We start from the raw sequence: 24,309 nt of genomic DNA on the forward strand, positions 1-24,309 counted from the left end.
GTCAGGTCCCAGCGAGATCGACAATGGCTTGCGCAAACGCCGCCGGCGCCTCCTGCGGCAGGTTGTGGCCGATGCCCCCGGTGATCAAACGATGCTCGTATCGACCAGCGAACTTCTTCGCATAGGCGCTCGGTTCAGGATGTGGCGCGCCGTTGGCGTCGCCCTCCATGGTAATGGTCGGAACGGTAATGACCGGCGCGGCGGAGAGCTGGCGCTCGAGATCCGCATAGTGCGGCTCGCCGTCCGCCAGGCCCATTCGCCAGCGGTAGTTATGGATCACCACCTCGACCTGGTCCGGATTGTCGAGCGCCGCGGCCGACCGCTCGAACGTGGCATCGTCGAACGCCCATTTGGGTGACCCGAGGCGCCAGATCAGCCGCGCGAAGTCGCGACGATATTTGGCATAGCCCGCGCGGCCGCGTTCGGTGGCGAAATAGAATTGATACCACCATTGCAGTTCGGCTTGGGGCGGCAGCGGCAGGCTTCCTGCGGCCTGGCTCCCGATCAGATAGCCGCTGACCGCGACGAGTCCGCGTACCCGGTCGGGCCATAGCGCCGCGATAATGTCGGCGCTGCGGGCACCCCAGTCGAAGCCGCCGATGACGGCGCTCGGAATACCGAGCGCATCCATCATCGAAACCGTGTCGGCCGCCAGTGCGGCAGGTTCACCATTGCGCTTCGTCGCCGCCGAGAGGAAGCGTGTTGCGCCATAGCCGCGAAGATACGGGACTATGACGCGATATCCCCTGGCGGCGAGGATCGGCCCGACTTCCGCGAAGCTATGGATGTCATAGGGCCAGCCATGCAACAGGACGACCGCCGGCCCGGTTGCCGGACCATATTCCGCATAGGCGATCTCGAGCAGATCGGTGCGAACCGTTTTCAGCGGCGACATGGCGAGTGGGGCTCCGTGGAGGGCAGCGCCCGGAACGAGGGGGGCCACGGCGGCGACCGCCGCGACCCCCATCAAGCGCCGCCGGGTGAAATCGGCGATGGGCATGTCGGCGTCTTACTTCGTCGCGGTCGCGGACGCGGCGCGCTCGATCATGTTTGCGACTTCATGCGGGTGCGAAATCATCACGACATGCGACGCGCCGGGCACGACTTCGACCCTTCGGGCATGTGCACGTTCGGCCATGAACGCTTGGGAGGCCGGCGGAATGGCAAGGTCCTTCGCGCCATAGATGAACCAGGACGGCAGGTTCTTCCAAGCCGCGACCGCCACTTTCTCTTCGCCGGCCTGAAGCGTGACCGGGCGCTGCGCATAGGCCGCAATCTGCGCCGGAGCGACCGGCAGATCGCCGGCGAACGCGGCGGGGAATTTATCGGTGCGAATATAGAGATCCTGCTTGCCGTCCGGAGTCGTAACCGGCTGCGCGAGCACGCCATTCAGCACCGATCCCGGAAACTTTCCCGCCAGTTCGAAGCTGCTCTCGCCGACCTCCGGCGCAAAGGCGGCAACAAAGACCAGCGCCTTCACATTGTCCGAACCGGCGGCCGCCTGGGTGATTACGGTGCCGCCATAGGAATGGCCCACGAGAACCACCGGGCCGTTGATCGACTTGACGATCGAGGCGACATAGGCGGCGTCGCTGGCGGCACCGCGGAGCGGATTGGCGGCGGCGACGACCGGATAGCCGTCACGCGTCAGGTCGGCGATGACGCCATTCCAGCTCGAGGAATCAGCGAAGGCGCCATGGACGAGTACGATGGTAGGCTTCGGCGCCGCCTCGGACGCGGGCGCCGCGGCGGTGAGCAAGAGGCCGGCGGCCATCGCTGCAGACTTGAAGAAAGGCATGGGACAAATCCTTTGTATCTTGGGAAAGAGGGTTGGGCGGCGCGCGGGGCATGGCGCGCCGCCCGGCTCCGCGCCGGGGATCAGCGGAGCGATCGGAACGCGGTACGCATCTCGCTGGTAAAGGCGGCGGGCTGCTCCCAGGCCGCGAAGTGGCCGCCCTTGGGCAGGCGATTATAGTGAATCAGCTTTGGATAGGCCTTCTCCACCCAGGCCTGCGGCGCTTGGTAGATTTCATCCGGAAAAGCGCTGATCGCGGTCGGCAGCATGACGTGCTTCGGCGCGAAGAAGGCAAGCTTGCTCTCCCAGTAGAGCCGTGCGGACGAAACCGCGGTTCCCGTCAACCAGTAGAGCGCGACATTGTCGATGAGGTCCTCCCTCGAGAGACCTTCCTCGCCGCCGTCGAACACACGGGTGATCAGCTCCATGCTCGCGCGGTCATGGTCGAACATCCATGAGGCAAGACCGATCGGCGAGTCCGCGAGCGCGTAGAGTGTCTGCGGGCGCTTCGCCATCTCGGTCGCATAGCCGAGGCCATTCTTGTAGAAGCTGTCGAGCTGGTCATAGGCGCGCTGCTCGTCGGCTGAGAGACCGGCCGGGGCTGCACCGCCTGTCGCAAGCGCCTGCGCGATATTGTCCGGTACCGACGCCGGCATGTTGGTGTGAATGCCGATAAGGCCCGGCGGAAGCAGCAGCGCGAGCTGCTCGGTGACCGCATTGCCCCAGTCGCCGCCCTGGGCGACATAGCGCGTGTAGCCGAGGCGCTTCATCAGCACCGCCCAGGCCTTGGCGATGCGGATCGGATCCCAACCGAGCTCGGTCGGCTTGCCCGAGAAACCATGGCCCGGCAGCGAGGGGATCACCACGTCGAACGCATCCGCCGCGGTCCCGCCATGGGCAGTCGGGTTGGTCAGCGGGTCGATGATCTTGAGCTGTTCGAAGATCGAGCCCGGCCAGCCATGGGTGATAATCATCGGCAGTGCGTTGCGGTGCTTCGACTTCACATGGATGAAATGGATGTCGACACCGTCGATCTCGGTGATGAAGTTGGGCAAGTTGTTGAGATAGTCCTCGGCCTTGCGCCAATCATATTCGTTGGCCCAATAGTCGGCCGCCGCTTTCATCGTCGAGAGCTTCAGCCCCTGCGAGGTGTCGCCGACGGTCTCGCGATCCGGCCAGTTGGTCGCCAGGACGCGGCGCTTCATGTCGGCGAGCGCCGCTTCGGGGATGTTGATCTTGAACGGGCGTACTGCAGCACCGCCGAGGGCGGATTGCGCTGCGGTGGCGGCGCGCGGCAGGCTGAGGGCGGCAGCACCGACCAGCGACGTCGCTAGGAATCCGCGCCGGCCGATCTGTGTAGGGACAGTTGACACTGTGCTTCTCCCGTCAGGCGAGCGAGACGTCCGCAGCGATCCCGCCGCGCGTCATCTTCGAATAGGGGCAGATCGCATCGGCGCGATCGACGAGGGCCTGGGCGGTATCCGCATCCAGGCCCGGCAGGCTGACCTTGAGCCGCGCGGACAGGATGAAACCCTCCTGGTCATCGACGTTCAGATCGACCTCGGCATCGACGGCTGTGTCGGCCGGAAGCTTGATGCCGGCTTGGCCGGCGGCGAAGCTCAGCGCTCCTTCGAAACAGGCCGACCAGCCTGCGGCGAACAGCTGTTCCGGATTGGTGCCGGGACGCTTCGTCCCCGGCGATCCGAGCTGAACATCGAGCTGGCCATCCGAGCTACGGGCTGCGCCGTCGCGGCCGCCGATGGTATGAACCTGGGCGGTGTAAAGTGTCTTGAGCGCCACGATGATACTCCTTTGTCTGGTTGGAATGAGAGGTAAGGGCGCAGCGGCGGCGGGGTAGCGCTGGAGAATGAGAGCGACCCTCTCATTTCCTGAGCGGCCAGCCAGCGAAGCGCCACGGTCCAGGCCTTTGGGGGCGACACCCGCAGCTCGGGCCCACCCGCCGGATTCGTCAGTGGCCTTCGACCGACCACTTTCCTTGCATTGGGCTGGATCAAGCCAAGGGTGGCGGGCCGGAGCGACCATGGCTCAGGCCCGCCACGCGCATTCTCAGGCTTTTTCGCGGTGAATGACGGCCTTCATCTCGAGGAAGTCGCCAAACGCGATACGACCCCACTCGCGACCATTGCCCGACATCTTGTAGCCACCGAACGGCGCCGTCGGATCTTCGAAAGCACCATTCAGATAGACCATGCCGGATTCGATCCGGGCCGCGACGTCGGACGCTTCCTGATCGGTCGCCGCCTGCACATAGGCGCCGAGACCATAGATGGTGTCGTTGGCGATCTCGACGGCTTCATCGACGTCCGAATAGGTCTGGATCACGAGCACCGGGCCGAAGATCTCTTCCTTCACGATCGTCATGTCGCGCGTGACGTCCGCAAAGATCGTCGGACGGACGTAGAAGCCCCGGTCCAGACCGTCGGGGCGGCCCATTCCACCGGCGACCACGGTCGCGCCTTCGTCGATACCCGTCTGGATCAGATGCGAGACGCGCTCGTGCTGACGACGCGAGACGAGGGGGCCCATGTCCACATCGGTGTTGGGATCACCGACCTTGATCGATGCCGCCACCGCCGCGGCGACTGCCTTGGCCTCGTCGAGGCGATCCTGCGGGACGATCAGGCGCGTCGGAGCATGACAGGTCTGGCCGCTGTTGCGGATCAGGCGCTGGACATTCTCGGTCACGGCCTTGGCGAGGTCGGCGCTCGGCAGGACCACATTGGGCGACTTGCCGCCCAGTTCCTGATGGACGCGCTTGACCGTGTCCGCGGCCCGCTTGGCGACATCGATCCCCGCGCCGGTCGAACCGGTGAACGAGACCATCGCAATGCCCGGATGGCTCGAGATTGCGGCGCCGACCTCCGGTCCCATGCCGTCGACCAGATTGTACACGCCCTTCGGCGTTCCCGCGTCGTGCAGGATCTCGGCGATGATATGAGCCGAGAAGGGCGTCACCTCCGAGGGCTTGTGAACAAGCGTGTTGCCCGTCGCCAGCGCCGGAACAATCTTGCAGATGATCTGGTTGATCGGCCAGTTCCACGGAGTGATCATGCCGACGACGCCGATCGGTTCCATGCGGATCCGGGTGCGATCGCTGGCCAACTGCTCGAACGGATAGTCCTTGAGCGTCTCGAGCGCCTGCTGGAGGTGCAGCGCGCCGATGCCCGCCTGATGATCGAAGGCAAGTCGCGCGGGCGCGCCCAGTTCCTCGACCAGCGCATCGGCGAGATCCTGGCGCCGCGTCATATAGGTCTGGAGGATCGAGCCGAGGAGATCGATCCGCTCCTGGCGAGTCGAGCGAGAGAAGCTGCGGAACGCCGCCCGCGCAGCCGTGACCGCACGATCGACGTCGTTCGCCGTCCCGAGCGCAATCCGGCCCACGGCGGCCTCGGTAGCAGGATTGATCACGTCGAGGGTGGGGCGATCATTCGCATCGACCCACTGACCGTCGATGTAGAATTTCGTGTAATTTCTCATGATGATACCATCCTTCATATGCGGCGCCGGAAACTTGTTCGCCGTTGATCGGTCGGCGAGATTGCCGAGCGGTCCTAGGATGGGATTGATTGGCCTCGTCTCAAATGTCATATAAACGGCGATTTGAGACATTTTACGGAGATCGCCATGCTGCGCGTCGATTTCGTCACCCATCCGGGCTTCAACGTCCTCTCCCTCTCGATGCTGACCGTGTTCGAATTCGCCAATCTCGCAGGCGAGACGCCGGCCTATGAGGTCAGGCTCGTGTCGGAAGGTGGTGGACCGGTGAGAGGTTCAATGGGGGTCGTCGTCGAAACGGCGGCGATGGATGAGTCGGCCTGCGACACGCTCATCATTGCCGGGGCCACCGGCATAGCGGTGCCGTCTCCGGCACTTGTCGGACTCCTGCGCCGGGCACCTGATCGTTACCGTAGGGTTGTCGCGACGTGCACGGGAGCCTTCCTGCTCGCTGAGGCAGGTTTGCTCGATGGCCGCCGCGCGACGACGCACTGGCTCTATGCGCGCGAGCTCGCAAACCGATTCCCCAAGATCAAGGTCGAAGATGATCGAATCTTCATCGGGGATGGGCCGGTTTGGACGTCCGCCGGCGCGACGGCAGGCATCGATCTGGCGCTCGCGCTGGTCGAACAAGACCTAGGCGCGGAGATAAGCCGCACCATTGCCAAGCAGATGGTTGTCTATCATCGGCGGGCGGGGGGGCAGTCTCAGTTTTCCGAACTGCTCGATCTCGAACCGAAATCGGATCGCATTCAGAAGGCGCTGACCTATGCCAGGCGCAACCTGCAGACGCCGCTTTCAGTGCCGCAGCTCGCCCAAGCCGCGAATCTGAGCCCTCGACAGTTCAGCCGTGCCTTCCAGGCTGAAACCGGTCAGTCGCCGGCCAAGGCAGTCGAGCGCATTCGCGTCGAGGCAGCACGCCTGATGATGGAGCAAAGTCGTCATCCCATCGAGGTCGTCGCGCGGGAAACCGGATTTGCCGATCGTGATCGTATGCGTCGCGCTTTCTTGCGCACTTTCGGACAACCGCCCCAGGCAATCCGTCGTGCCGCCACCGGCGATGCCATCGATATCAGGTCGAGCACCATCGAAGCCTGACCGTGGCAACACTTGTCCTAAAACGCCGTTTATATGACATTTGAGACGAGACGGGTCCGAACTATGTCTTCTTCCAGCCAATCCGGCGGTGAAGGAGAAATAAGATGTCAGTAGATGTTGCCACGTTGATCCGCCCCGAGATCAAGACGATCGACGGGCTCGCCATTCGCGTCGCCAAGGGCGACTGGGACCCGAAGCTGCGCGCGGAGGCTCTCCTGCTGAGCCCCTGGCCCGAAAGTCTCTATGCCTATGAGCCGACCTGGGCCCGCCTTGCCGAACACGCCAATCTGATCGCGGTCGATCTTCCAGGTTTCGGTCACTCGGAACGACGTGAATCCCTTATGTCGCCGAGCGCGATGGGCGACTTCATCGTGAAGATCGCCGATGCACTCGGTCTCGAGCGTCCGCACGTCGTGGGGCCGGACGTCGGCACGGCGGCATCGCTCTTCGCCGCCGCGCGGCATCCGGGTCGCTTCCGGACCCTGTCGATCGGGACGGGTGGTGCAGCGGTGCCGCTGGAGCTGGGCGAGCCGCTGAAGGGCTGGGTCCAGGATCCGGATGTCGAGGGCTATCGCAGCATCGACGGTCGCGAAGTCGTCAAGGTCGCGCTCGGTACCCTGGAGAGCTACACGCCCTCCGAGACGGCGCGCGAGGACTATCTGTCGGCCTATGCCGGCGAGCGCTTCTACGAGTCGCTGGCCTATGTTCGGAAGTATCCGCAGGAACTTCCCGTGCTTCGTGACCTGCTCTCGAAGATCGAGATCCCGGTCAACGTCGTCTCCGGAGCGAAGGACACCGTGGTGCCGCGGGTCAACGCCGAATTCCTCGTCGAACGCCTCCCCAACGCGAATCTCGCACTGATCGATGCGGGCCATTTCATCTGGGAGGATGGCGCCAACGACTATGCTGCGGAGATTATCTCCTGGTGGGAGCGCCACTGAGCGGACGCATCGACGCGCGGAGGGATATGATTTCCCGGTGTTTGTGGGAAATCAGATAGTCTCCCTCTACCGTCAGGAGGTTTCGGCGTCGTCGCTCGTCGCGCGCCGGAACCTCCTCTCATGCCCTTTATTCAGTCGAATCGACATCTTCTTCCCTCGTGCTCATCAGGGAAGCCAGAATTCGCAGGCCATGATCGAGTTGGTCTATCGTCGGGGTCGCCAGCGCCAGCCTGACGGCATTTGGCGCATGGCCCGGCGTAACCGCGAAGGTTGTCGAGGGGGTCAAGGCGATGTCGCGCCGGGCTGCCGCGACGACGAAACTCTGCGAACGCCAATGCTGCGGCAGTGATAGCCAGAGATGATAGCAATTCCCGTTTGCCTGCACCTCGAACCCCGAGAGGCGATCGGCCGCCAGCCTTTGACGGGCGCGGGCGTCAAGGCGCTTCAGCCTGACCAGTTCCGCAACGGTTCCATCGCCAATCATCCGTTGAGCTGCCGCAAAGGCAAATCCCGAAGCGGTCCAGCCGCCCGAGCGAACCATGGCCATGATGCTTTCGCGCAAGCGCGCAGGGGAGACGATGAAGCCCAGTGATAGGCCTGGCGCCACCCTCTTGGACAAGCTGTCGATGACGACGCACGATTCCGGCGCAAGTGCTGCTAGCGGCGGCGCCTCGTCGAGGAAGCCATAGACCCGGTCCTCGATGATCGTGAGACCAAGTTCCTCGGCCACCCGCAAGAGATCAGCCCGGCGCGCCGGAGGCATCGTTATCCCAAGCGGGTTCTGGATCGCCGGCTGAATATAGATCGCCGACAATTGGGCCTCGCGATGCGCCCGTTGCACTGAATCCGGCCGCACCCCGTCAACATCCATCGCGAGCGGCACCAGGCTGATACCCAGTCGGGCCGCGATCCCCTTGATGAAGGGATAGGTCAAGGCCTCCACGCCGCATCGCCCCCCTGTCGGGACCAGAGCGGCGAGCGCAGCTGCGATGGCCTGTCGGCCGTTTCCGGTAAACACAAGCTGTTTTGGGCTGGGCGTCCATCCGTCCTGCGACAGATAGGCGGCGCCGACGCTTCTGGCCGCCGCGGTCCCGGTGCTGGTCGTTTGTCTCAGCGCCGCATCCAGCGCCGCAGGTTTGTTCAAGCCGTTCAGGCTTTTCGCGATCAGCACGGTCTGTTCGGGCAGGATGGGATAATTGAATTCGAGGTCGATCTTGATGCCGCGCGGTTCGCCGAGGGCTTCGGTCCCACGGCCCGCTTGCCCCGAGACGAAAGTGCCCCGGCCGACTTCGCCGACGACCAGGCGGCGGCGCAGCAGCTCGGAATAGACCCGGCTCGCCGTCGAGACGGCGATGCCATGTTCATAAGCGAAGCTACGCTGGGGTGGGAGGCGATCACCCGGTTTGAGCGCGCCGCTGGCGATATCGGCAGCGATCGCATCGGCCAGCTTCGCATATTCGGAGGTGGGCATTTATTGCTCCTAGAACAATGTTTCGATTGCACCGATAGTTATGTCGGATCATTTCCCCTGCATCAACCCACTCGCACCGAACAGGCGAAAGGCGCCGGCATGGAACTGACATTTGCGACGATCCTGGTCGCCTTTGCCGGCGTATTCCTGATCAGCTTCATGCGCGGCGCCTTTGGCGGCGGCTTCGCGATCATCGGCATTCCGCTGCTGTCGATCGTAATGGATCCAGTGACCGCCGGTGGCCTCCTCGCGCCGCTATTCATCGCGATGGATCTGGTCGCGCTGCGATACTGGAAGCCATCGACCTGGTCGAAACCCGATCTGGTGCTGCTCGTACCGGGTCTCGTGGTCGGCATCGGGGTGGGGTATCTCGTGTTCCGTGTGCTGGATCATCGGGCCATCGCGATCCTGATGGCGGCGATCACGCTCGCCTTCGTCGCCCTCTGGCTTGTCCGCGGCGCCGAGGTGACACCTCGCCCGCGCTCGACGCCCAAGGCGATCGCCGCAGGTTTCACCTCCGGGATCACCACCATGGTCGCGCATTCCGGCGGCCCGCCGCTCGCAATGTATTTGCTCCCACTCGGTCTCAGCAAGGAAATCTATGCCGGCACCACGAGCCTGTTCTTCACCGTCGGCAACGCGACCAAGCTGGTACCGTGGCTGCTCCTGTCACAGCCAACGACAAGGACCTGGGAGCTGATGGCGATCTGTCTGCTCGCCATTCCGACCGGTGTGTGGGCGGGCTGGCGGCTCCATGGCGCGCTGGATCAGCGTCAAGTCTATCGCGTCTGCTACGGCTTGCTGGTCGTGACCGCGTTGAAACTCTTGTGGGACGGTGTCTCGGGCTATCTCGTCTGAAGCTGCCCCCCAAAGACCGGAGGAACCAGGTTACGTACATCCCGCCGCATTTTCGCGAGATCAGCCCCGATACCATCGGGGAAATCATCGCATCCGCTCCGCTCGCTTGTATCGTTGTGCAGACGGACGAGGGGTTGATCGCCAATCACATACCCTTGCTGCTTGGTCCGGACGGTTCGCTTATCGGGCACATAGCCCTTGCAAACGACATGCATCGGTTGATCGCCGAAGGCTCGGAGGTGCTGGCGATATTTCGCGGCGAAGACGGCTATATCTCGCCGAACTTCTATCCGTCCAAGGCCGAGCACCATCGGCACGTGCCGACATGGAACTACCAGGTCGTCCATGTCTATGGCGATATCGGCTTCCAGCACGACGAGCGTACCAAACGTGCCGCTGTGGGTCTGTTGACGCGCGAACACGAGCGCAGGCTGAATGGGAAGGACGCGTGGCGCATGGCCGATGCTCCGCCCGATTACATCGAACGACAGCTCGGTGACATTGTCGCGTTCCGCATCACGGTGACCCGAACGCTCGCCAAATCGAAGCTCAGCCAGAACAGGGAAGAGCGCGACTATCTCGGAACGATTTCCGGACTCCGTGCCACGGGCCGGAGTGCCCTCGCAGAACGGTTGGAAAAGCGGTGGCACAACGCCGGGTGACCAGATCGCACGCGCCCACGATTGCGTGAGGAATGGCGTGGAAGGAGAGAAACATCCTTGGGGGAAGCATTGTGAGGATAGGGGGCTGGCTCAAATGGCTGACCCTCTGTGTGGCGGGGCTGGCTGTCGCGCCGGCCGCCGCGCTCGATCCGGCAAAGACAATAGCACAATACAAGCACAGCAGATGGCTGGTCGAAGACGGTGCGCCTGAATCGATTTCCTCCTTCGCGCAGGGCGCGGACGGCTATCTCTGGATTGGCGCACGGGACGGACTGTTTCGCTTCGACGGAATCCGCTTCGAGCATGTCGCAACAAGCCTCCCGGGACGCAGCCCCTCAATGGTGACCGCCCTTCTAGCGGCACGCGATGGCTCGATATGGGCGGGCTTCGAAACCGGAGGCATCGCTCGCTACAGCCGAGGGGCCTTGGTCGATACTAGGGTGCCGAATGCACAGGGCTATGTGATGTCGTTGGTGCAGACGGCCGACGGTGCGATCTGGGCCCAGATGGGCGGCGGTCTCCCATCTCGTGTTCGCTTCGCCAAAGGTGGCTGGGAAGCCCTGGGAGAGAGTTGGAATCTGCCGAACGAGGGCAACGTCGATGCATTGGCCGCGCGCGACGGCAGTCTCTGGATGACGACCATCCGGTCCGTCTTCTTCCTGAAGCCGGGAAGTCGGCGATTCCAGCGCCTGTCGGTGGACCTTGGAGGGCACGCCGCGCTCAGCGAGGATGCCTCCGGCCATATCTGGCTTTCCGATAGCCGTGGTTCGCGTGCCATCGCTGGCGGCACGACCGCGGGCGTTGCCTATCCGACACCTCCGTTTCCGCGTGGGGCCCGTACCTTCTTCGATCGCGATAACGTGCTGTGGGGCGCGACGCGCAGTGGATCGGGCATTTTCCGCGTCCGTTCGCCGCGTCCGGGTGGGGAGCCCACGCTCGCCCAGGCGGCCGCCAAGACCGAAACGTTCGGGCGATTCGATGGTCTGACATCGCAGAATACCCGCAACATTTTCGAGGACCGGGAAGGCAATATCTGGATTGCCCATACCGGCGGGCTCGACAGGTTTCGCAGCGCGAGCATCATCAATGAGCCTTTGCTCACCCAAGTTCCGCGATGGGGCGAGGTGCTCCTCGGCGCCTCTGATGGTAGTGTCTATGTCGGGGAAGCCCCCGGGGTCTACCGGATCCTCCCCGGCGGACACCCACATCTGGTCTTGAGCGGCGCGGGCGAGTCCGAGGCGATGTGCGAAGGGCCCGATGGCGCGGTCTGGATGATCCAGGCACAGCGTGTCGTCCGCTTCATGGAAGGCAGGCGCACCAATTTACCCCGTCCGGCCTCGCACCAGGCGATCATCGATTGCGCGGTCGACAGTAACAACGTCTTGTGGCTGACGGCGGCCGAAGGTCTCTATCGGCGCATCGGCGCGGGCTGGTCTCTTCATCCGATGCCCGAAAACGAGGATAGCAGCGGCAACATGCCGATCATCGCCAAACGCGATGGCAGCTTGCTGGTCTATGCGACGGCCCGGTCGCTTCGACGCATTTCCTTTCCGCGCAGCACCGATCTTCTTCTGGCGCGTGCCGGGGCCTTGAATGGTCTGAGGACCATCTATGAAGGTCCCAACGCCGTTCTCGCCGGAGGCTCCTTCGGGCTCGCAAGGCTGGATGGAGACCAGGCTCGGTTCCTAAGCAGCAAACAAATATCCATTCTCGCCAACGTTAGTGGCATCGTCCAAACGCCAGCAGGCGAGACTTGGCTCATGACCGGTCGTGGGATCGTTCGTATTTCCACCGCCGCGCTGAGCTACGCGTTCGACAAGAGCCGATTTCCCCCACACTACGAGGTATTCGATTACCGCGACGGCATCCCCGCGTTCAATTCGCGCGACGGCAAGCGCGACGCCGTACGCGGTGGTGACGGCCGGATCTGGTTTGCGACCACGGCCGGGACGGTGTGGATCGACCCCGCGCGTCTCAGGCGAAACAACCTGCCGCCGCCACTCGCCATCACCGCTCTGAAGGCGGGAGGCGCGATCTATCGCGACCCTGCGCGGCTCAGTCTCCCGGCGGGGACGTCGACCGCCGAGATAAATTATGCCGCCCTCAGCCTCGCTGTCCCGGAGCGCGTCGAGGTCCGCTACCGGCTCGAGGGCGCCGATACCGACTGGATCGATCCCGGAATGCGCCGCCAGGCCTTCTACACCAATCTCGGCCCCGGAACGTACCGCTTCCGAGTTATCGCCGCGAACAATGACGGAGTCTGGAACCGCAAAGGCGCGACCCTCGAATTTACTATTGCTCCGACCTTCTTCCAGTCGAACTGGTTCCTGCTCCTATGCCTCATCGGTGTCGCCATGCTCGCGTGGCTGGCCTATTCGATTCGCGTGCGGCAGGTCACATCCCGCATCCGGGCAGGGCTCGAGGTGCGGCTCGCGGAACGCGAGCGGATCGCGCGTGAATTGCACGACACGCTACTGCAGACCTTTCAGGGCTTGGTGCTGCGCTTTCAGGCCGTGGCGGAAAGGATTCCGGCCGACCAGCCGCTACGTTCTGTGATCGACCATACGCTCGATCGCGCCGACGACGCTCTTGCCGAAGGACGCAAACGGGTTCTCGAACTGCGGACGGTCAGCGGCGATCTCGCCGAGGCGCTGGTTCGTAGCGCTGAGGAATATGGCGGCCACGGCTCGATCCGCTTCAACCTTACCATCGAGGGTCATCCGCGCGCACTCCAACCGGTTGCGCGCGACGAAATCGAGCAAGTTGCGGCAGAGGCGATCCGAAATGCGTTTCTGCACGCCAGGGCCCGGGAGATCGAGGCAGCGCTCAGCTATCGCGCGAACGAGCTTCGCTTCGATCTGCGCGACGACGGCATCGGTCTGCCAGCCAATGTGATGGAGCGTGGCGGGCGTGAAGGGCATTTCGGCCTTGTCGGTATGCGCGAGCGTGCCAGGCGGCTTGGCGGCATGCTGACGATCAGCAGTCGGGAGAAGGGGGGCACCGAAGTGGCGTTATCGGTGCCCGCGCGCTCGGCCTATGCCGACACGCGACAGCGCAGGCGGCTGGCATCCATTTTCAGCGCCGGCGGAGGGGGCTACTAATGCAGGAAGCGCAGAAGCAAATCCGGGTTATGACCGTCGACGATCATCCGGCCCTGCGCGAGGGTATCGCGGCCATCGTCGAATTGCAGAATGACATGGTGATGGTCGGCGAGGCATCGAACGGTGCGGAGGCAGTCGCGGCCTTCAATAATCTGCGCCCGGACGTAACGCTCATGGACCTGCAAATGCCAGGCATGGGCGGCATCGAAGCGATGGCCGCGATCCGCAAGGAATCGCGCAATGCCCGCATCATCGTGCTCACCACCTATGATGGTGACGCTCAAGCGGCGCAGGCAATAAAGGCGGGGGCGTCTGGCTATTTGCTGAAGAATACGCTGCGCAAGCAACTCCTCGATACGATCCGCGCAGTACACGCCGGACAACGCTATATCCCGCCCGAAATTGCGCAGGAGATTGCGTTCCACGCCGCCGATGATCCTCTGAGCACACGTGAGATCGATATTTTGAAATTGGTCGCGGACGGCAACGCGAACAAGGCAATCGCCTGGCAATTGTCGGTCGCGGAAGACACGGTGAAGGCGCACCTCAAGAGCATTTTCACCAAACTTGACGTGAATGATCGCACGCGAGCCGTAACAACCGCGCTGCGCCGCGGGATCATCACCTTGTAACGGCCGCGCTGCCTGCAGCTTGCAGCATCTAACATTTTCTCAGCTCATCCAACTGGGTCGACCCGCAACGCCGGCGCATAACTCTTCGAGGGAAGCGATTATCGCTCCTCACCGACACCCCGACGGAGAATTGCCATGTCCAGTAGCTCGTCGCGCGAGCCGACCGCGGCATCCGCGCCGGATCGACGCCACCGATAGGAGAATTCGGCGCAGGAACCCTGGTCTGCGCTGATCCCGAGGACGCGGGCAGTCCTCTCCCCCAGCACGCCCGCGTCCTCACCCCCTCTTTGAAATTGGCGGCGGGAGCGTCGCGCTCCCCGTGCGGGAACGGAGATGGATATGCGTTGGCTGAAAGCGATCAATGCAGTGTCGGCCGTCAGGAGCTCGCTGCCTGGACACGAAACCCCGTTGTCGAGAGGCTGCGTACTGCGCTCGGCTCGAGACTTTCGATGAATCGACTGGAAGCAATGCGAATCCTGCTCGCAGTTGTCGACGCGGGAAGTCTGTCGGCGGGAAGTCGCAGACTCAATGCACCTCTGGCGAGCGTCAGCCGGAAGGTCGCGGAACTCGAGCGACATCTGGGAGCGCAGCTGCTTATCCGCACGAACCGGCAGATTCAGTTGACCGATTCCGGACGCGAATATGTCGAGGCGGCCCGGCAGATCGTCGCGCGGATCGAGGAGGCCGAGCTTCGGGCCGCCGGAGAATATGAGGCGCCCAGAGGCGTACTCACCATGACGGTGCCGATGGCCTTTGAGCCGCAACGCATATTGTCGCTCGCCTATCAATTCCTGCGCGACCATCCCGAAATATCACTGAACCTGATTGCCGCCGATCGAGCTGTCCAGCTGGTCGAGGAACAGATCGATGTCGCGATTCATCTTGGTGATCTCGGCGACCTTGCCGACAGTTCGCTTTTCGCCGTCAAGGTGGGCGAATTTCGCCTGATGACGTGCGCCAGCCCGGACTATCTGGCGCGCAAGGGACGGCCGGTACATCCCGAGGACCTAGTCAATCACGACGCCGCCGTGTTCGAGGAGCTCTTCGATACCGCCTGGACCTTCGAACGCGACGGGCGGTCGATCAAAGCCAGACCGGTCCCAAGGGTGAGAACCAACACGAGCACGGCTACCGTGACCGCCGCGGTGGATGGCATCGGAATCGCCCGCGCTCCCTGCCACCACGTCAGGCGCGAACTGCGCTCAGGCGCGCTGGTCAGCATCCTCGACGAGTTCGATACACGTTCGTTTCCCGTCCATCTCGTCTATCTGCGCCAGGGCAAGCTGCCGCAGAAAGTGCGGGCGTTTCTCGACTGGATGACCCCGAGACTGCGCGCCGCACTGAAGGACATATCCGGGGTGGCGCCCTGGGACGATGCCGAGCCGGCGCTGATGGACCGCGCGAGCAGTGCGCCTCTGGCAGCGATTTCATAGCCACCGCCAAGCAGATGAGAGGCTGCCTATCAATTCGAGCGGCTACCGGGCTCCCCGCTGCTCTGCGAAGCACAAAGCAACATCATGAACCGCTCTGGGCCCCGCGACCGCCGCGGCGCCGAGCGTACGCACACCAGGAGAAGACTATGCGCGACAATGGAATCCCGGTGTCACCGGCCGGCACGGATGCGAACCGTCGCAGATTTCTTGCTGGCTCGGCCGCCGCGGTCGGGCTGATGGCAATCGCGAACGCCGATCCCGCGATCGCGGGACAGCTCGGGGTGGCGGCTAAGGGGCCGCCAAGCACTATCCGCCCCTTCCGCATCAACGTGCCGGAAGCCGCGCTGCGGGACATGAAGCGTCGCATTGCCGACACGCGCTGGCCGGATCGCGAAACGGTCCCGGACAGTTCCCAGGGCGTGCAGCTGGCCCGCCTCCAGGCGCTGTGCAACCATTGGGCGACATCCTATGACTGGCGGAAGATCGAAGGGCGGTTGAATGCGCTGCCGCAATTCGTCACGCAGATCGACGGACTGGACATCCACTTTTTGCACGTTCGTTCGCGCAATCCGGACGCACTGCCGATCATCATCACCCATGGCTGGCCGGGCTCGATTCTCGAAATGATCAAGACCATCGCGCCGCTGACCGACCCGGTCGCGCACGGCGGCCGGGAGGAAGATGCGTTCCACGTCGTTATCCCCTCGATCCCCGGATATGGCTTCTCGTCGCGGCCCACCGAACTTGGCTGGGGACCCGACCGCGTCGCGCGCGCCTGGGACGTGCTCATGAAACGGCTCGGGTATAGCCGCTATGTATCGCAAGGCGGCGATCACGGCTCGGTCATCTCGGATGCTCTGGCCCGCCAGAAGCCAGCCGGACTGCTGGGTATTCATGTCAACATGCCCCCGACGATCCCTCCCGAACTGGTGAAGGGCATCAACGCCGGCGATCCGCCACCGCCAAACCTGTCCGAGCCGGAGCGCGTCGCGTTCGAGACCCTCAGCAAGTTCTTCGCGCGCAACGCCGCCTATGGCGCGCTCATGGTCACACGCCCCCAAACGATCGGCTATGCGCTTTGCGATTCGCCCACCGCGCTCGCAGCCTTCATGTACGAGAAGATCGCGGAATGGACCGACAGCGGCGGCGAACCGGAACGGGTTCTTACCAGGGACGAGATTCTGGATGCCATCTCGCTCTACTGGCTTACCGACACCGGCGCGTCGTCAAGCCGATTCTATTGGGAGAATAACAACAACAATTTCAGCTCGGCCGCGCAAAGGACCGGGGAAATCACAATTCCCGTCGCCGTCACCGTATTCCCGGGTGAGATCTATCGCGCGCCGAAGACCTGGACCGAGCGGGCATATCCGACGCTCGGCTATTTCAACCAGGTCGACAAGGGCGGCCACTTCGCAGCCTGGGAACAACCCGAGCTGTTCGCCGCGGAAATGCGGGCGGCCTTCAAGTCGTTGCGCTAGCCGGTCGACCAGCGCGCATTTCGCCGTCCTGCGGAATCACATCGATCCGGCAGGACGGCATGGACTCGACGGAAGCGCCGGCCCTCAAAGAGGTGATGCTTTGCTACCCCGTCTGGATGTGTCGCTCGGTAGCGTTGCTCGGATAAACGAGCTCTCATGAGACAATTGTTTTCCGCCTATCCTGGCGGGTCGGCTGGCATCGCGCTACTGCTCTTCCGCTGCGCGCTCGCATTATTCATTGCCATGACAGCAACCGGCATGTTCGCACTGCTGCCGTGGTTGGCGCTTATTCTCGACCTGCTGGCGCTTTCGCTGGCAGCGGGTTTTGCCACCCGCTCCATTGCCGCGGTCGCGGCCCTTGCAGGTATTGCCGTTCAGTTGGCAGGGGCATGCCCCCAAACGGAATTTCTTCCCCAAATTCTCGATGCGGTCGCATTGGCCTTGATAGGTCCAGGCGCCTTTTCGGGCGACGCGCGACTGTTCGGGCGTTCCACGATCCACCTTCCGCGCTAGCGGCTACCCAATGGTGGAGTTCCATCGCTCCACGACCGGGGGTGGCGCACGAAGGTCGCGCCTGCCAGTCGAAAGGAGAGCAAAAGGCGCGGGAGTTGGAAGCATGTACTATCAGCCCATGTTGGTCCGGCCGGTGGTGTCGATCGCGCCATTTTCGCTTCCAATTCCGGCTGGTGACCCCGGCGGGAAGACCATCGCTTTTGGCGAATTCCTGGCGATACCCGCGGCGCGGTCCCTTACGCGTAGGGGAGAGCCGATCGACATCGGCGGGCGTGCATTCGACCTGTTGATCGCGCTGCTCCGGCGACGTGGTACGATCGTAACCAAGCAGGAAATCATGCGCCAGGTCTGGCCATCGACGGTCGTCGATGAAGGCAATCTCCGCTTTCAAATGGCAGCGTTGCGCAAATTGCTCGGCAACGATCGTGATATGATCAAAACCGTCAGCGGCCGGGGCTATGTCCTCATCGACGACCGGCGCCTGCTCGGATAGGTCATCTGACTTCACCAGGCGCAAGGTAGAGACGGCAATCGGCAAGGCGCGATAGCCGGCTTATGCAGCGAGATCATCGGCGATATGCGGCATGGATCGCGTTTCTATTTCGCCGAGATTGTCGGGCGACGCGCACCAGCCTGCGCATGCCCTCAGGGTATCCTGATCGCCCCGCGGCAATTGCGGATAGCGCCTCGCGGCCATCCGGCGGCGGCGGTTCGGCGCTTCCACCTGCATTTTCCGAGAGGCTGATTATCATTTTCTGTGGCTGCCGCCCGGGGCCGGTTCCTTCTAGATTTTTCCTCCTAGTCAAACGTCAGCCCGCGGCGCCTGGTGCGTCAAAAGGAGTGGCACTGCCTCAGGCGGTGTCCCCCAGTTCAAGGAAGGAAATCCCAAATGACGAACGCAATTCAGAATACGCCGAACCAGAACGAGCGCGCTCTCGACGGTGGGATCGAATGGATCGTGGCACGGCAACTGGCGCCCCTGCAGGATGAACTGGTTCGCCTGCGTGCCTATGTCGATGCGCTCCGCGAGGTGGTCGTGGAGCCGTGGTGATCTCGCCGCCGGTGAACGCTTCGAACGCTATGGTGAGACACCACTGAGTTCGATTTCGCTGATCGCTACACCTCGAGACATGTATTGTCCTGCCACAACGACGAGGGGACGTGATCATCTCGATGAGATTCAGGTCCTGCTGGCGGTGGTCGAAGCGGACAGGCTTCCTACGGGAGGCCGCAAGTTAGACGCGCCGCTTCCCGGTGCCGGCAGGATAGTTGCCGAGTTCGAACGCCATTGGCGCGCGCGGCTGCTCTTTCGAACGAGCTGAGGTATCCGGCGTCACTGCTGCCAGCCGCACTATGCCGATGTCTCGCGGATACGCGACGCGGCGCGCATCCGGCGAATATGAAGCGCCGAGAGGCGAGCTCGCACCGACCCCGCCGATGGCATTCGGCCGACGCGATGTCCGGCGGCTCGCATATCCACTCCGTGCGAATGTCCCGAATCACGCTGAAGATGCTCTCGCTCGAGCGGCTGGTTCAAGTTGGGAGAGTTTCGTCTTCTGACTCGCGTGGTGTTGCCTCCAGACACGTCACTATCAATTCAATGAGACCCAAGTCGGTCGCGTCCTGCGACAACGGTCATCGTCTATTATCCTGCGCGCGCGCCGCTGTTCGACGGCCCATCATACCAAAAAGGTTGGGAGCCCAAGACCAATGGTCTTGGACCGGGTGATCAGCGATTTCTAGATAAGTGTCAGCGGAGACACCTATCCCCGGCCCTCCGGGAAGGTTCCTGCCACGGTCCGCGCCTCTCCTCCCTCCTCGGAAAGGCGCGGACCGGCTCCTTTGAGATCAAGGCTTTCGCCGGGACGTCCCTTTCGGGACGGCCGCGGAGGCGCGCGGAAAGGACAGGGATGAACCGTCTCGCCATTCAACCTGCCGGTACTGGCCAACCTGGCGCGTCGTCGGAAACGAGCGAGCCGACGCGATGCGCTCGACTCTCGCTCGGACGCCTGCTGCGGCGCGCCAACCGGACCGTTCAATCGACCATAGAGGCGCGTTTCGGTGCGGCCGACCTCAATTTCACGCAATGGGTGGTGCTCGATCTCGTTGAGCGAGCAGGCTCGATGACCATCAGCGATCTGGCGGCGTCGATGGAGATAACTTCGGGAGCCCTGAGCCGGATTGTCGAAGGTCTTGTCGCCCGTGGCTTGCTCGACCGTCATCGCGGAGTTGTCGACCGTCGGGTAGTGATACTCCGTCTCACCGAAGCTGGCCTGGGAAAATACGAGGCGATCCGACCTGTCGTCATGCAGCGATGGGACGAACTCCTGACCGACCTTTCCGCTGACGAGGTTGCGCACCTTGCCGTGCTCCTCGGCAGGTTCGCTGACTCGATCGAACGAAGCGCCATCGCATCGCGCCAGCCCGTGGTGGAGGCATAATCATGAAAACCAAATCGACCCTGACGATGCTCGTCGCCTCGCTGCTCGCGGGCTGCGCCGCAGTTCCCCATCTCGAGCCGCAACTGGCGCCGGTTCAGGCGGATACGCTTGGCCTCGGGGATCAGGTTGCATCGATCGATGCGAGCTGGTGGTCGGGCTTTGGCGATCCGCAGCTCAACCGGCTCGAAGAAATGGGGCTCGCGGGAAATCCATCGCTCGACACAGCGCTGGCACGACTACGCTCCGCCGAGGCGTTGATACGCGTGCGCCGAGCCGACCAGCTGCCGCAGATCGGTGCTGACGCCAGCGTTGTCCATGAGCGACTAAGCGAGAAGTCATTGATCCCGCCCCCCTATGGCGGCACCGATCAAACCATTTCAGCCGTGCAAGGCGCACTGAGCTGGGATCTCGATCTGTTCGGCCGACAGCGTTCGGTGGTGCGGCAAGCCGCGGCCAATGCCGATGCCGCTAGATTGGATGCAGCGGCGGCAAGGCTCGCAATCTCGACCTCGATCGCGCAGACCTATGTCGGTCTGGCACGCGCCGAGCGCCTCATCACCGTCGCGGATGGCTTCATCGCCACCCGCCAGAACGCGCTTCGCTATGTCCGATCGCGGATCAAGAGCGGGCTTTCGAGCGAGTTCGAGCTCAGGCAGGCCGAGACATTGGCCGCCCAGGCCGAGCAGGCGAACATCCGCGCCCGCAAGCAGCGCGACCTGCTCGTCCATGCGCTGGCTGCTCTGGTTGGCCGGGGCGCGGATTTCTATCCGTCCATTGCCGCGCCGACCCTCGCACTCGATAGCCCGCCAGCGGTCCCGGCGGTCCTGCCCGCCGATCTGCTGGGCCGCCGCCCCGATTTGCTCGCCGGTCAGGCGCGGATCGCGGCCGCGGTCCAGGGCCGCGCAGTCGCCCGGGCCGACTTCCTGCCCAACGTCAACCTCCAGGCCCTGGTCGGCCTTTCGGCGCTCGGTTTCGGCAACCTCTTCTCCGCCGGAGCACTCCAGGGTGGCGGCGGCGTTGCGATCCACGTCCCGATCTTCGAGGGCTGCAAGCTCAAGGCGCAATATGCTCGCGCAACTGCCGATCTCGATACCGCGGTTTCGAGCTACAACGAGACGGTGATCGGCGCAGTCCGCGAATCCGCGGATGCCGCCACCAATGTTCGCTCGGCGGACGAAGACCTCGCGGCACAGGGACGGGTGGTGGCTGGTCTGCGTGAGACTGTGCGGCTCGATCAGGTACGCATTCGCACTGGTCTGGGCTCGCAGCTCGATGCGATCGATTCCGGCTTCCGCCTGCTCGAAGCGGAACAGGATCTCGTCAATCTCCAGGCTGCGTCACTTACCAGCCGCATCCAGCTCGTCGCCGCACTCGGCGGCGGTTTCGATCCGGCGCGGCCGCTCGGTGCGGCCGCGGCAAGTGCATCGCTCACCAATTCTCCGAACCAGCCCTTGAAGGGGATGCAGCCATGAACGCCCATACGACCGTTGCCCTGAAGCGCGACCAGGCAGTGAACGACGACGCCCTCACCACACCCAAAGTTGATGTAGAGCGCTCGTCTCAGGCCCGGAAACGCCGACGGAGATTTCTCATTCTCGGCGCCGTGGTTGCCATCGCGGCGATCCTCTACGGCATCACGACACTGCTCGCGCCTTCGCGCGAGAGCACCGACGATGCCTATGTCGGCGGCAATGTCGTTTCGATCACAACGCGCGAAGGCGGGACTGTCATCGCGCTTCACGCCGACAACACCCAGCATGTGAACCGCGGTGCGGCGCTGATCGACCTGGATCCGGCGACCGAGGATGTCGCGCTCGCCTCGGCCGAGGCGCAGCTCGGTTCGGCGGTCCGCGCCTATCGCTCGCAACGCGCCGCCGTGGACGAGGCTTCGGCTGAAATCCTCTCTTCGCAAGCCGATCTCGGCAAAGCGCACAACGATCTTGCGCGTCGCCGGGAGGCGGCCAGCGATGGTGCCGTGTCGAGCGAGGAAGTGAGCCACGCCGGCGACGCCGTCTCCGTCAACCGGGCGAAGGTTCGCCTCGCCGAGGCAAAGCGTGCGCAAGCGGTCAGCGCGGTCGAAGGAACCAGCGTCTATGACAATCCGGCGGTGCTCGCGGCAATCGCGCAGGTTCGCCGGGCCGCGATCAGCCGGGCCTATATGCACATCTCTGCGCCAGTCGCCGGGGTTGTGGCACAACGAACCGTGCAGCTCGGTCAGCGCGTCGCCGCGGGTACGCCGTTGATGTCCGTGGTGCCGCTCGATGCCCTTTGGATCGATGCCAATTTCCGCGAGACGCAATTGCAGCATATGCGCGTTGGTCAGCCTGTGACGATCGAGGCCGACATCTATGGCCGGTCCGTCGTCTATCACGGCAAGGTGCTGGGTCTGGGCGCCGGCTCGGGCAATGCCTTCTCGCTGCTCCCTCCGCAGAATGCCTCGGGCAACTGGATCAAGATTGTCCAGCGCGTGCCGGTTCGCATCGCGCTCGATCCCAAGGAACTCGCCCGCAACCCGCTGCGCATCGGCCTGTCCGTGACGACTACCGTCGACACCAGCAACCGCTCGGGCCCGACGGTCGCGGGCAGCACGCCGCCCGCCGGCGGAACGCAGGAAGTCGTCGACGGCGGTCCGCAGGTCGAGGCGCGGATCCGTCAGATCATCGCCCGTAACCTCGGGAGTGTCCGGTGAGCGCTCCGTCGGCAACCGGCGCGGCACCTGTGCCGCTGGCCGGCAAGGCCTTGGCCATAACGGCAGTCGCGCTGGCGCTCGGTACCTTCATGCAGGTGCTCGACGGCACGATCGCCAATGTTTCCCTCCCCACCATCTCCGGGAACCTCGGGGTCAGTACCGACAGCGGCACCTGGATCATCACTTCGTTCGCCGTCGCGAATGGGGTGACGGTGCCGCTGACCGGCTGGCTGATGGGTCGCTTCGGCGTGGTCCGAACCTTCACCGGTTCGGTGATCGCCTTCACCATCGCGTCGCTTCTCTGCGGCATCGCCTGGGACCTGCCTTCGCTGATCTTCTTCCGCATCCTTCAAGGCGGCGTCTCCGGGCCGATGATTCCCGGTAGCCAGGCGCTGCTGCTGTCGATCTTCCCGCCGCACAAGCGCGGTACGGCCCTCTCCATCTGGTCGATGACGACATTGGCGGCGCCGGCGCTCGGCCCGGTGATGGGAGGCTATATCTCCGACAATTATTTCTGGGGCTGGATCTTCCTGATCAATGTGCCGTTCGGCCTCATCACGGCAGCATTGACCTGGCACTATCTGCGTGACCGCGAGACCCCGACGCGCAAGCTGCCGATCGATACCGTCGGGCTCGTGCTGCTCGCCTTCTGGGTGTTCAGTCTTCAGACCATGCTCGATCTGGGCAAGGATCGGGACTGGTTCCACAACTCGCTGATCGTCACGCTTGCGATCCTCTCGGTCATCGGCTTCGCCGCCTGGGTGATCTGGGAGACGACCGAGAAGCATCCGATCGTCGATCTCTCGATCTTCCGCCGTCGGAATTTCCTGCTTGGCGCGCTCGCGCTCTGCCTTGGCTACGCGATTTTCTTCGCGAACAACCTGCTGCTTCCGCTCTGGCTCCAGCAATACCAGGGGTATAACGCCACCTGGGCCGGTCTCGTCGCTGCGCCCTCAGGCGTGATGGCGGTCCTGGCCGGGCCGCTGGTGAGCAAGCTCAAGATTGACGCACGCTGGCTCGCAACCTTCGCCTTTCTTTGCCTTGGCGGATCATTCTGGCTGCGGTCGCAATATACGCCAGACGCCAGCTTCCTTGTCCTTGCCGCACCACTCGCGCTGCAGGGCATCGGCCTCAGCATCTTCTTCGTACCGCTGCTCACCATCACGCTTGACGGGATTCCGCCCGAGGGCGTGCCCGCGGCGAGCGGTCTCTCGAACTTCACCCGGATTACCGCGGGAAGCTTCGCCGCTTCGATCATCACCACCTATTGGGATCGTCGCGAGGCGCTGCATCAGGCCAGGCTGAGCGAGGTCGGGAGCGAGACCTCTCCAGTCTATCGTGCCGCGGTCGACCAGCTCCAGTCCTATGGACTTAGTCCATTGCAAGCGGCCGGGACGCTCTACCGCCAGGTCACCAATCAGGCTTACCTGCTTTCGTCACTCGAATTGTTCTGGATCAGCTCGATCCTCGCAGTCGCCATGATCGCGGTCGTGTGGCTTTGCCGTCGCCCCGCGCAGACCGACCAGGTGATTGCCGCCGATTGAGTGTCGGCATCGATGCTGACCACGTGTCACCCGTCGTCCGGAAACAGAAAACCGGATGACGGGGGCGCTGCTATCCCGGCCCGTGCTTCGCGGACGCCGACAGCGGACTGCATGAAACTCGCTGTGGAAATCAC

The 24,309-nt window shown here is 63.6% G+C and carries 21 protein-coding genes; 15 read left to right on the forward strand and 6 right to left on the reverse strand.

Going from position 1 to position 24,309, the window contains the following annotated elements; genetic code table 11:
- Position 1 precedes the first annotated feature (1 nt).
- The 5 genes from FHR20_RS05675 to FHR20_RS05695 form a co-directional block, all read right to left on the reverse strand.
- Positions 2-1,000, reverse strand: coding sequence for an alpha/beta fold hydrolase (locus FHR20_RS05675; RefSeq protein WP_167298599.1), 999 nt, complete (start codon positions 998-1,000; stop codon positions 2-4).
- A gap of 9 nt (positions 1,001-1,009) precedes the next feature.
- Entirely contained in the window at positions 1,010-1,798 is a 789-nt protein-coding gene (locus FHR20_RS05680; RefSeq protein WP_167298600.1) for an alpha/beta fold hydrolase, read from the reverse strand.
- A gap of 80 nt (positions 1,799-1,878) precedes the next feature.
- Positions 1,879-3,168 (reverse strand): alpha/beta fold hydrolase, encoded by a 1,290-nt coding sequence (locus FHR20_RS05685; protein ID WP_167298601.1) that lies wholly within the window; start codon positions 3,166-3,168, stop codon positions 1,879-1,881.
- Between the two features lie 13 nt (positions 3,169-3,181).
- Entirely contained in the window at positions 3,182-3,595 is a 414-nt protein-coding gene (locus FHR20_RS22785) for an Ohr family peroxiredoxin (RefSeq protein ID WP_167298602.1), read from the reverse strand.
- 267 nt (positions 3,596-3,862) lie between these two features.
- A complete protein-coding gene (locus FHR20_RS05695; RefSeq protein ID WP_341786413.1) occupies positions 3,863-5,467 on the reverse strand; it encodes an aldehyde dehydrogenase family protein in 1,605 nt (534 codons plus the stop codon).
- On the opposite strand from FHR20_RS05695, the gene FHR20_RS05700 reads away from it, so the two are divergent.
- Positions 5,441-6,409, forward strand: coding sequence for a GlxA family transcriptional regulator (locus tag FHR20_RS05700; protein ID WP_167298603.1), 969 nt, complete (start codon positions 5,441-5,443; stop codon positions 6,407-6,409). The two genes, FHR20_RS05695 and FHR20_RS05700, sit on opposite strands and share 27 nt — an antisense overlap.
- Positions 6,410-6,513: 104 nt before the next feature.
- Positions 6,514-7,350: an alpha/beta fold hydrolase gene (locus FHR20_RS05705; protein WP_167298604.1), complete on the forward strand. Its 837-nt coding sequence runs from the start codon at positions 6,514-6,516 to the stop codon at positions 7,348-7,350.
- A 127-nt stretch (positions 7,351-7,477) separates the two neighbouring features.
- Here the strand turns inward: FHR20_RS05705 and FHR20_RS05710 are convergent, their stop codons facing one another.
- Positions 7,478-8,821, reverse strand: coding sequence for an aminotransferase-like domain-containing protein (locus tag FHR20_RS05710; protein ID WP_167298605.1), 1,344 nt, complete (start codon positions 8,819-8,821; stop codon positions 7,478-7,480).
- A 99-nt stretch (positions 8,822-8,920) separates the two neighbouring features.
- Here FHR20_RS05710 and FHR20_RS05715 point away from each other — a divergent pair, with 99 nt between their 5' ends.
- From FHR20_RS05715 to FHR20_RS05775, 13 genes are all read left to right on the forward strand, one after another.
- Positions 8,921-9,679, forward strand: coding sequence for a sulfite exporter TauE/SafE family protein (locus FHR20_RS05715; RefSeq protein ID WP_167298606.1), 759 nt, complete (start codon positions 8,921-8,923; stop codon positions 9,677-9,679).
- Complete coding sequence (locus tag FHR20_RS05720; RefSeq protein ID WP_208413417.1) at positions 9,649-10,341, forward strand: FMN-binding negative transcriptional regulator; 693 nt, start codon at positions 9,649-9,651, stop codon at positions 10,339-10,341. Before FHR20_RS05715 ends, FHR20_RS05720 begins: the two co-directional genes overlap by 31 nt.
- 32 nt (positions 10,342-10,373) lie before the next feature.
- Positions 10,374-13,442: a sensor histidine kinase gene (locus FHR20_RS05725; protein ID WP_167298607.1), complete on the forward strand. Its 3,069-nt coding sequence runs from the start codon at positions 10,374-10,376 to the stop codon at positions 13,440-13,442.
- 29 nt (positions 13,443-13,471) lie between these two features.
- Positions 13,472-14,074, forward strand: a complete 603-nt coding sequence (locus FHR20_RS05730) for a response regulator (RefSeq protein ID WP_243857132.1) — start codon at positions 13,472-13,474, stop codon at positions 14,072-14,074.
- A 449-nt stretch (positions 14,075-14,523) separates the two neighbouring features.
- Positions 14,524-15,507 (forward strand): LysR family transcriptional regulator, encoded by a 984-nt coding sequence (locus FHR20_RS05735; protein WP_167298609.1) that lies wholly within the window; start codon positions 14,524-14,526, stop codon positions 15,505-15,507.
- A gap of 146 nt (positions 15,508-15,653) precedes the next feature.
- On the forward strand, positions 15,654-16,988 hold the full coding sequence (locus FHR20_RS05740; protein ID WP_167298610.1) for an epoxide hydrolase family protein: 1,335 nt from the start codon (positions 15,654-15,656) through the stop codon (positions 16,986-16,988).
- Between the two features lie 156 nt (positions 16,989-17,144).
- A complete protein-coding gene (locus FHR20_RS05745) occupies positions 17,145-17,501 on the forward strand; it encodes a hypothetical protein (RefSeq protein ID WP_167298611.1) in 357 nt (118 codons plus the stop codon).
- A 103-nt stretch (positions 17,502-17,604) separates the two neighbouring features.
- On the forward strand, positions 17,605-17,994 hold the full coding sequence (locus FHR20_RS05750; protein ID WP_167298612.1) for a winged helix-turn-helix domain-containing protein: 390 nt from the start codon (positions 17,605-17,607) through the stop codon (positions 17,992-17,994).
- A gap of 396 nt (positions 17,995-18,390) precedes the next feature.
- Entirely contained in the window at positions 18,391-18,552 is a 162-nt protein-coding gene (locus FHR20_RS05755; RefSeq protein ID WP_167298613.1) for a hypothetical protein, read from the forward strand.
- 859 nt (positions 18,553-19,411) lie between these two features.
- On the forward strand, positions 19,412-19,942 hold the full coding sequence (locus FHR20_RS05760) for a MarR family winged helix-turn-helix transcriptional regulator (RefSeq protein ID WP_167298614.1): 531 nt from the start codon (positions 19,412-19,414) through the stop codon (positions 19,940-19,942).
- Between the two features lie 2 nt (positions 19,943-19,944).
- Positions 19,945-21,414, forward strand: coding sequence for an efflux transporter outer membrane subunit (locus FHR20_RS05765; RefSeq protein WP_167298615.1), 1,470 nt, complete (start codon positions 19,945-19,947; stop codon positions 21,412-21,414).
- Entirely contained in the window at positions 21,411-22,631 is a 1,221-nt protein-coding gene (locus tag FHR20_RS05770; protein ID WP_167298616.1) for an HlyD/EmrA/EmrK family protein, read from the forward strand. The genes FHR20_RS05765 and FHR20_RS05770 overlap by 4 nt, the downstream gene beginning before the upstream one ends.
- Complete coding sequence (locus tag FHR20_RS05775) at positions 22,628-24,175, forward strand: DHA2 family efflux MFS transporter permease subunit (RefSeq protein ID WP_167298617.1); 1,548 nt, start codon at positions 22,628-22,630, stop codon at positions 24,173-24,175. The genes FHR20_RS05770 and FHR20_RS05775 overlap by 4 nt, the downstream gene beginning before the upstream one ends.
- The last annotated feature ends 134 nt before the right edge of the window (positions 24,176-24,309 follow it).

Origin of the sequence: Sphingomonas leidyi (genome assembly GCF_011761945.1) — a bacterium.
In the GTDB taxonomy this organism is placed as follows: domain Bacteria; phylum Pseudomonadota; class Alphaproteobacteria; order Sphingomonadales; family Sphingomonadaceae; genus Sphingomonas; species Sphingomonas leidyi.

Bases quoted from the DNA above. Each gene is read 5' to 3' on its own strand.
- FHR20_RS05680 (WP_167298600.1), bottom strand. From the start codon at position 1,798: ATGCCTTTCTTCAAGTCTGCAGCGATGGCCGCCGGCCTCTTGCTCACC.
- FHR20_RS05750 (WP_167298612.1), top strand. From the start codon at position 17,605: ATGTACTATCAGCCCATGTTGGTCCGGCCGGTGGTGTCGATCGCGCCA.
- FHR20_RS05735 (WP_167298609.1), top strand. From the start codon at position 14,524: ATGAATCGACTGGAAGCAATGCGAATCCTGCTCGCAGTTGTCGACGCG.
- FHR20_RS05705 (WP_167298604.1), top strand. From the start codon at position 6,514: ATGTCAGTAGATGTTGCCACGTTGATCCGCCCCGAGATCAAGACGATC.
- FHR20_RS05765 (WP_167298615.1), top strand. From the start codon at position 19,945: ATGAAAACCAAATCGACCCTGACGATGCTCGTCGCCTCGCTGCTCGCG.
- FHR20_RS05695 (WP_341786413.1), bottom strand. From the start codon at position 5,467: ATGGGTGACGAAATCGACGCGCAGCATGGCGATCTCCGTAAAATGTCT.
- FHR20_RS05730 (WP_243857132.1), top strand. From the start codon at position 13,472: ATGACCGTCGACGATCATCCGGCCCTGCGCGAGGGTATCGCGGCCATC.
- FHR20_RS05740 (WP_167298610.1), top strand. From the start codon at position 15,654: ATGCGCGACAATGGAATCCCGGTGTCACCGGCCGGCACGGATGCGAAC.
- FHR20_RS05755 (WP_167298613.1), top strand. From the start codon at position 18,391: ATGACGAACGCAATTCAGAATACGCCGAACCAGAACGAGCGCGCTCTC.
- FHR20_RS05745 (WP_167298611.1), top strand. From the start codon at position 17,145: ATGAGACAATTGTTTTCCGCCTATCCTGGCGGGTCGGCTGGCATCGCG.
- FHR20_RS05760 (WP_167298614.1), top strand. From the start codon at position 19,412: ATGAACCGTCTCGCCATTCAACCTGCCGGTACTGGCCAACCTGGCGCG.
- FHR20_RS05715 (WP_167298606.1), top strand. From the start codon at position 8,921: ATGGAACTGACATTTGCGACGATCCTGGTCGCCTTTGCCGGCGTATTC.
- FHR20_RS05710 (WP_167298605.1), bottom strand. From the start codon at position 8,821: ATGCCCACCTCCGAATATGCGAAGCTGGCCGATGCGATCGCTGCCGAT.
- FHR20_RS05700 (WP_167298603.1), top strand. From the start codon at position 5,441: ATGCTGCGCGTCGATTTCGTCACCCATCCGGGCTTCAACGTCCTCTCC.
- FHR20_RS05770 (WP_167298616.1), top strand. From the start codon at position 21,411: ATGAACGCCCATACGACCGTTGCCCTGAAGCGCGACCAGGCAGTGAAC.
- FHR20_RS05675 (WP_167298599.1), bottom strand. From the start codon at position 1,000: ATGCCCATCGCCGATTTCACCCGGCGGCGCTTGATGGGGGTCGCGGCG.
- FHR20_RS05725 (WP_167298607.1), top strand. From the start codon at position 10,374: ATGGCGTGGAAGGAGAGAAACATCCTTGGGGGAAGCATTGTGAGGATA.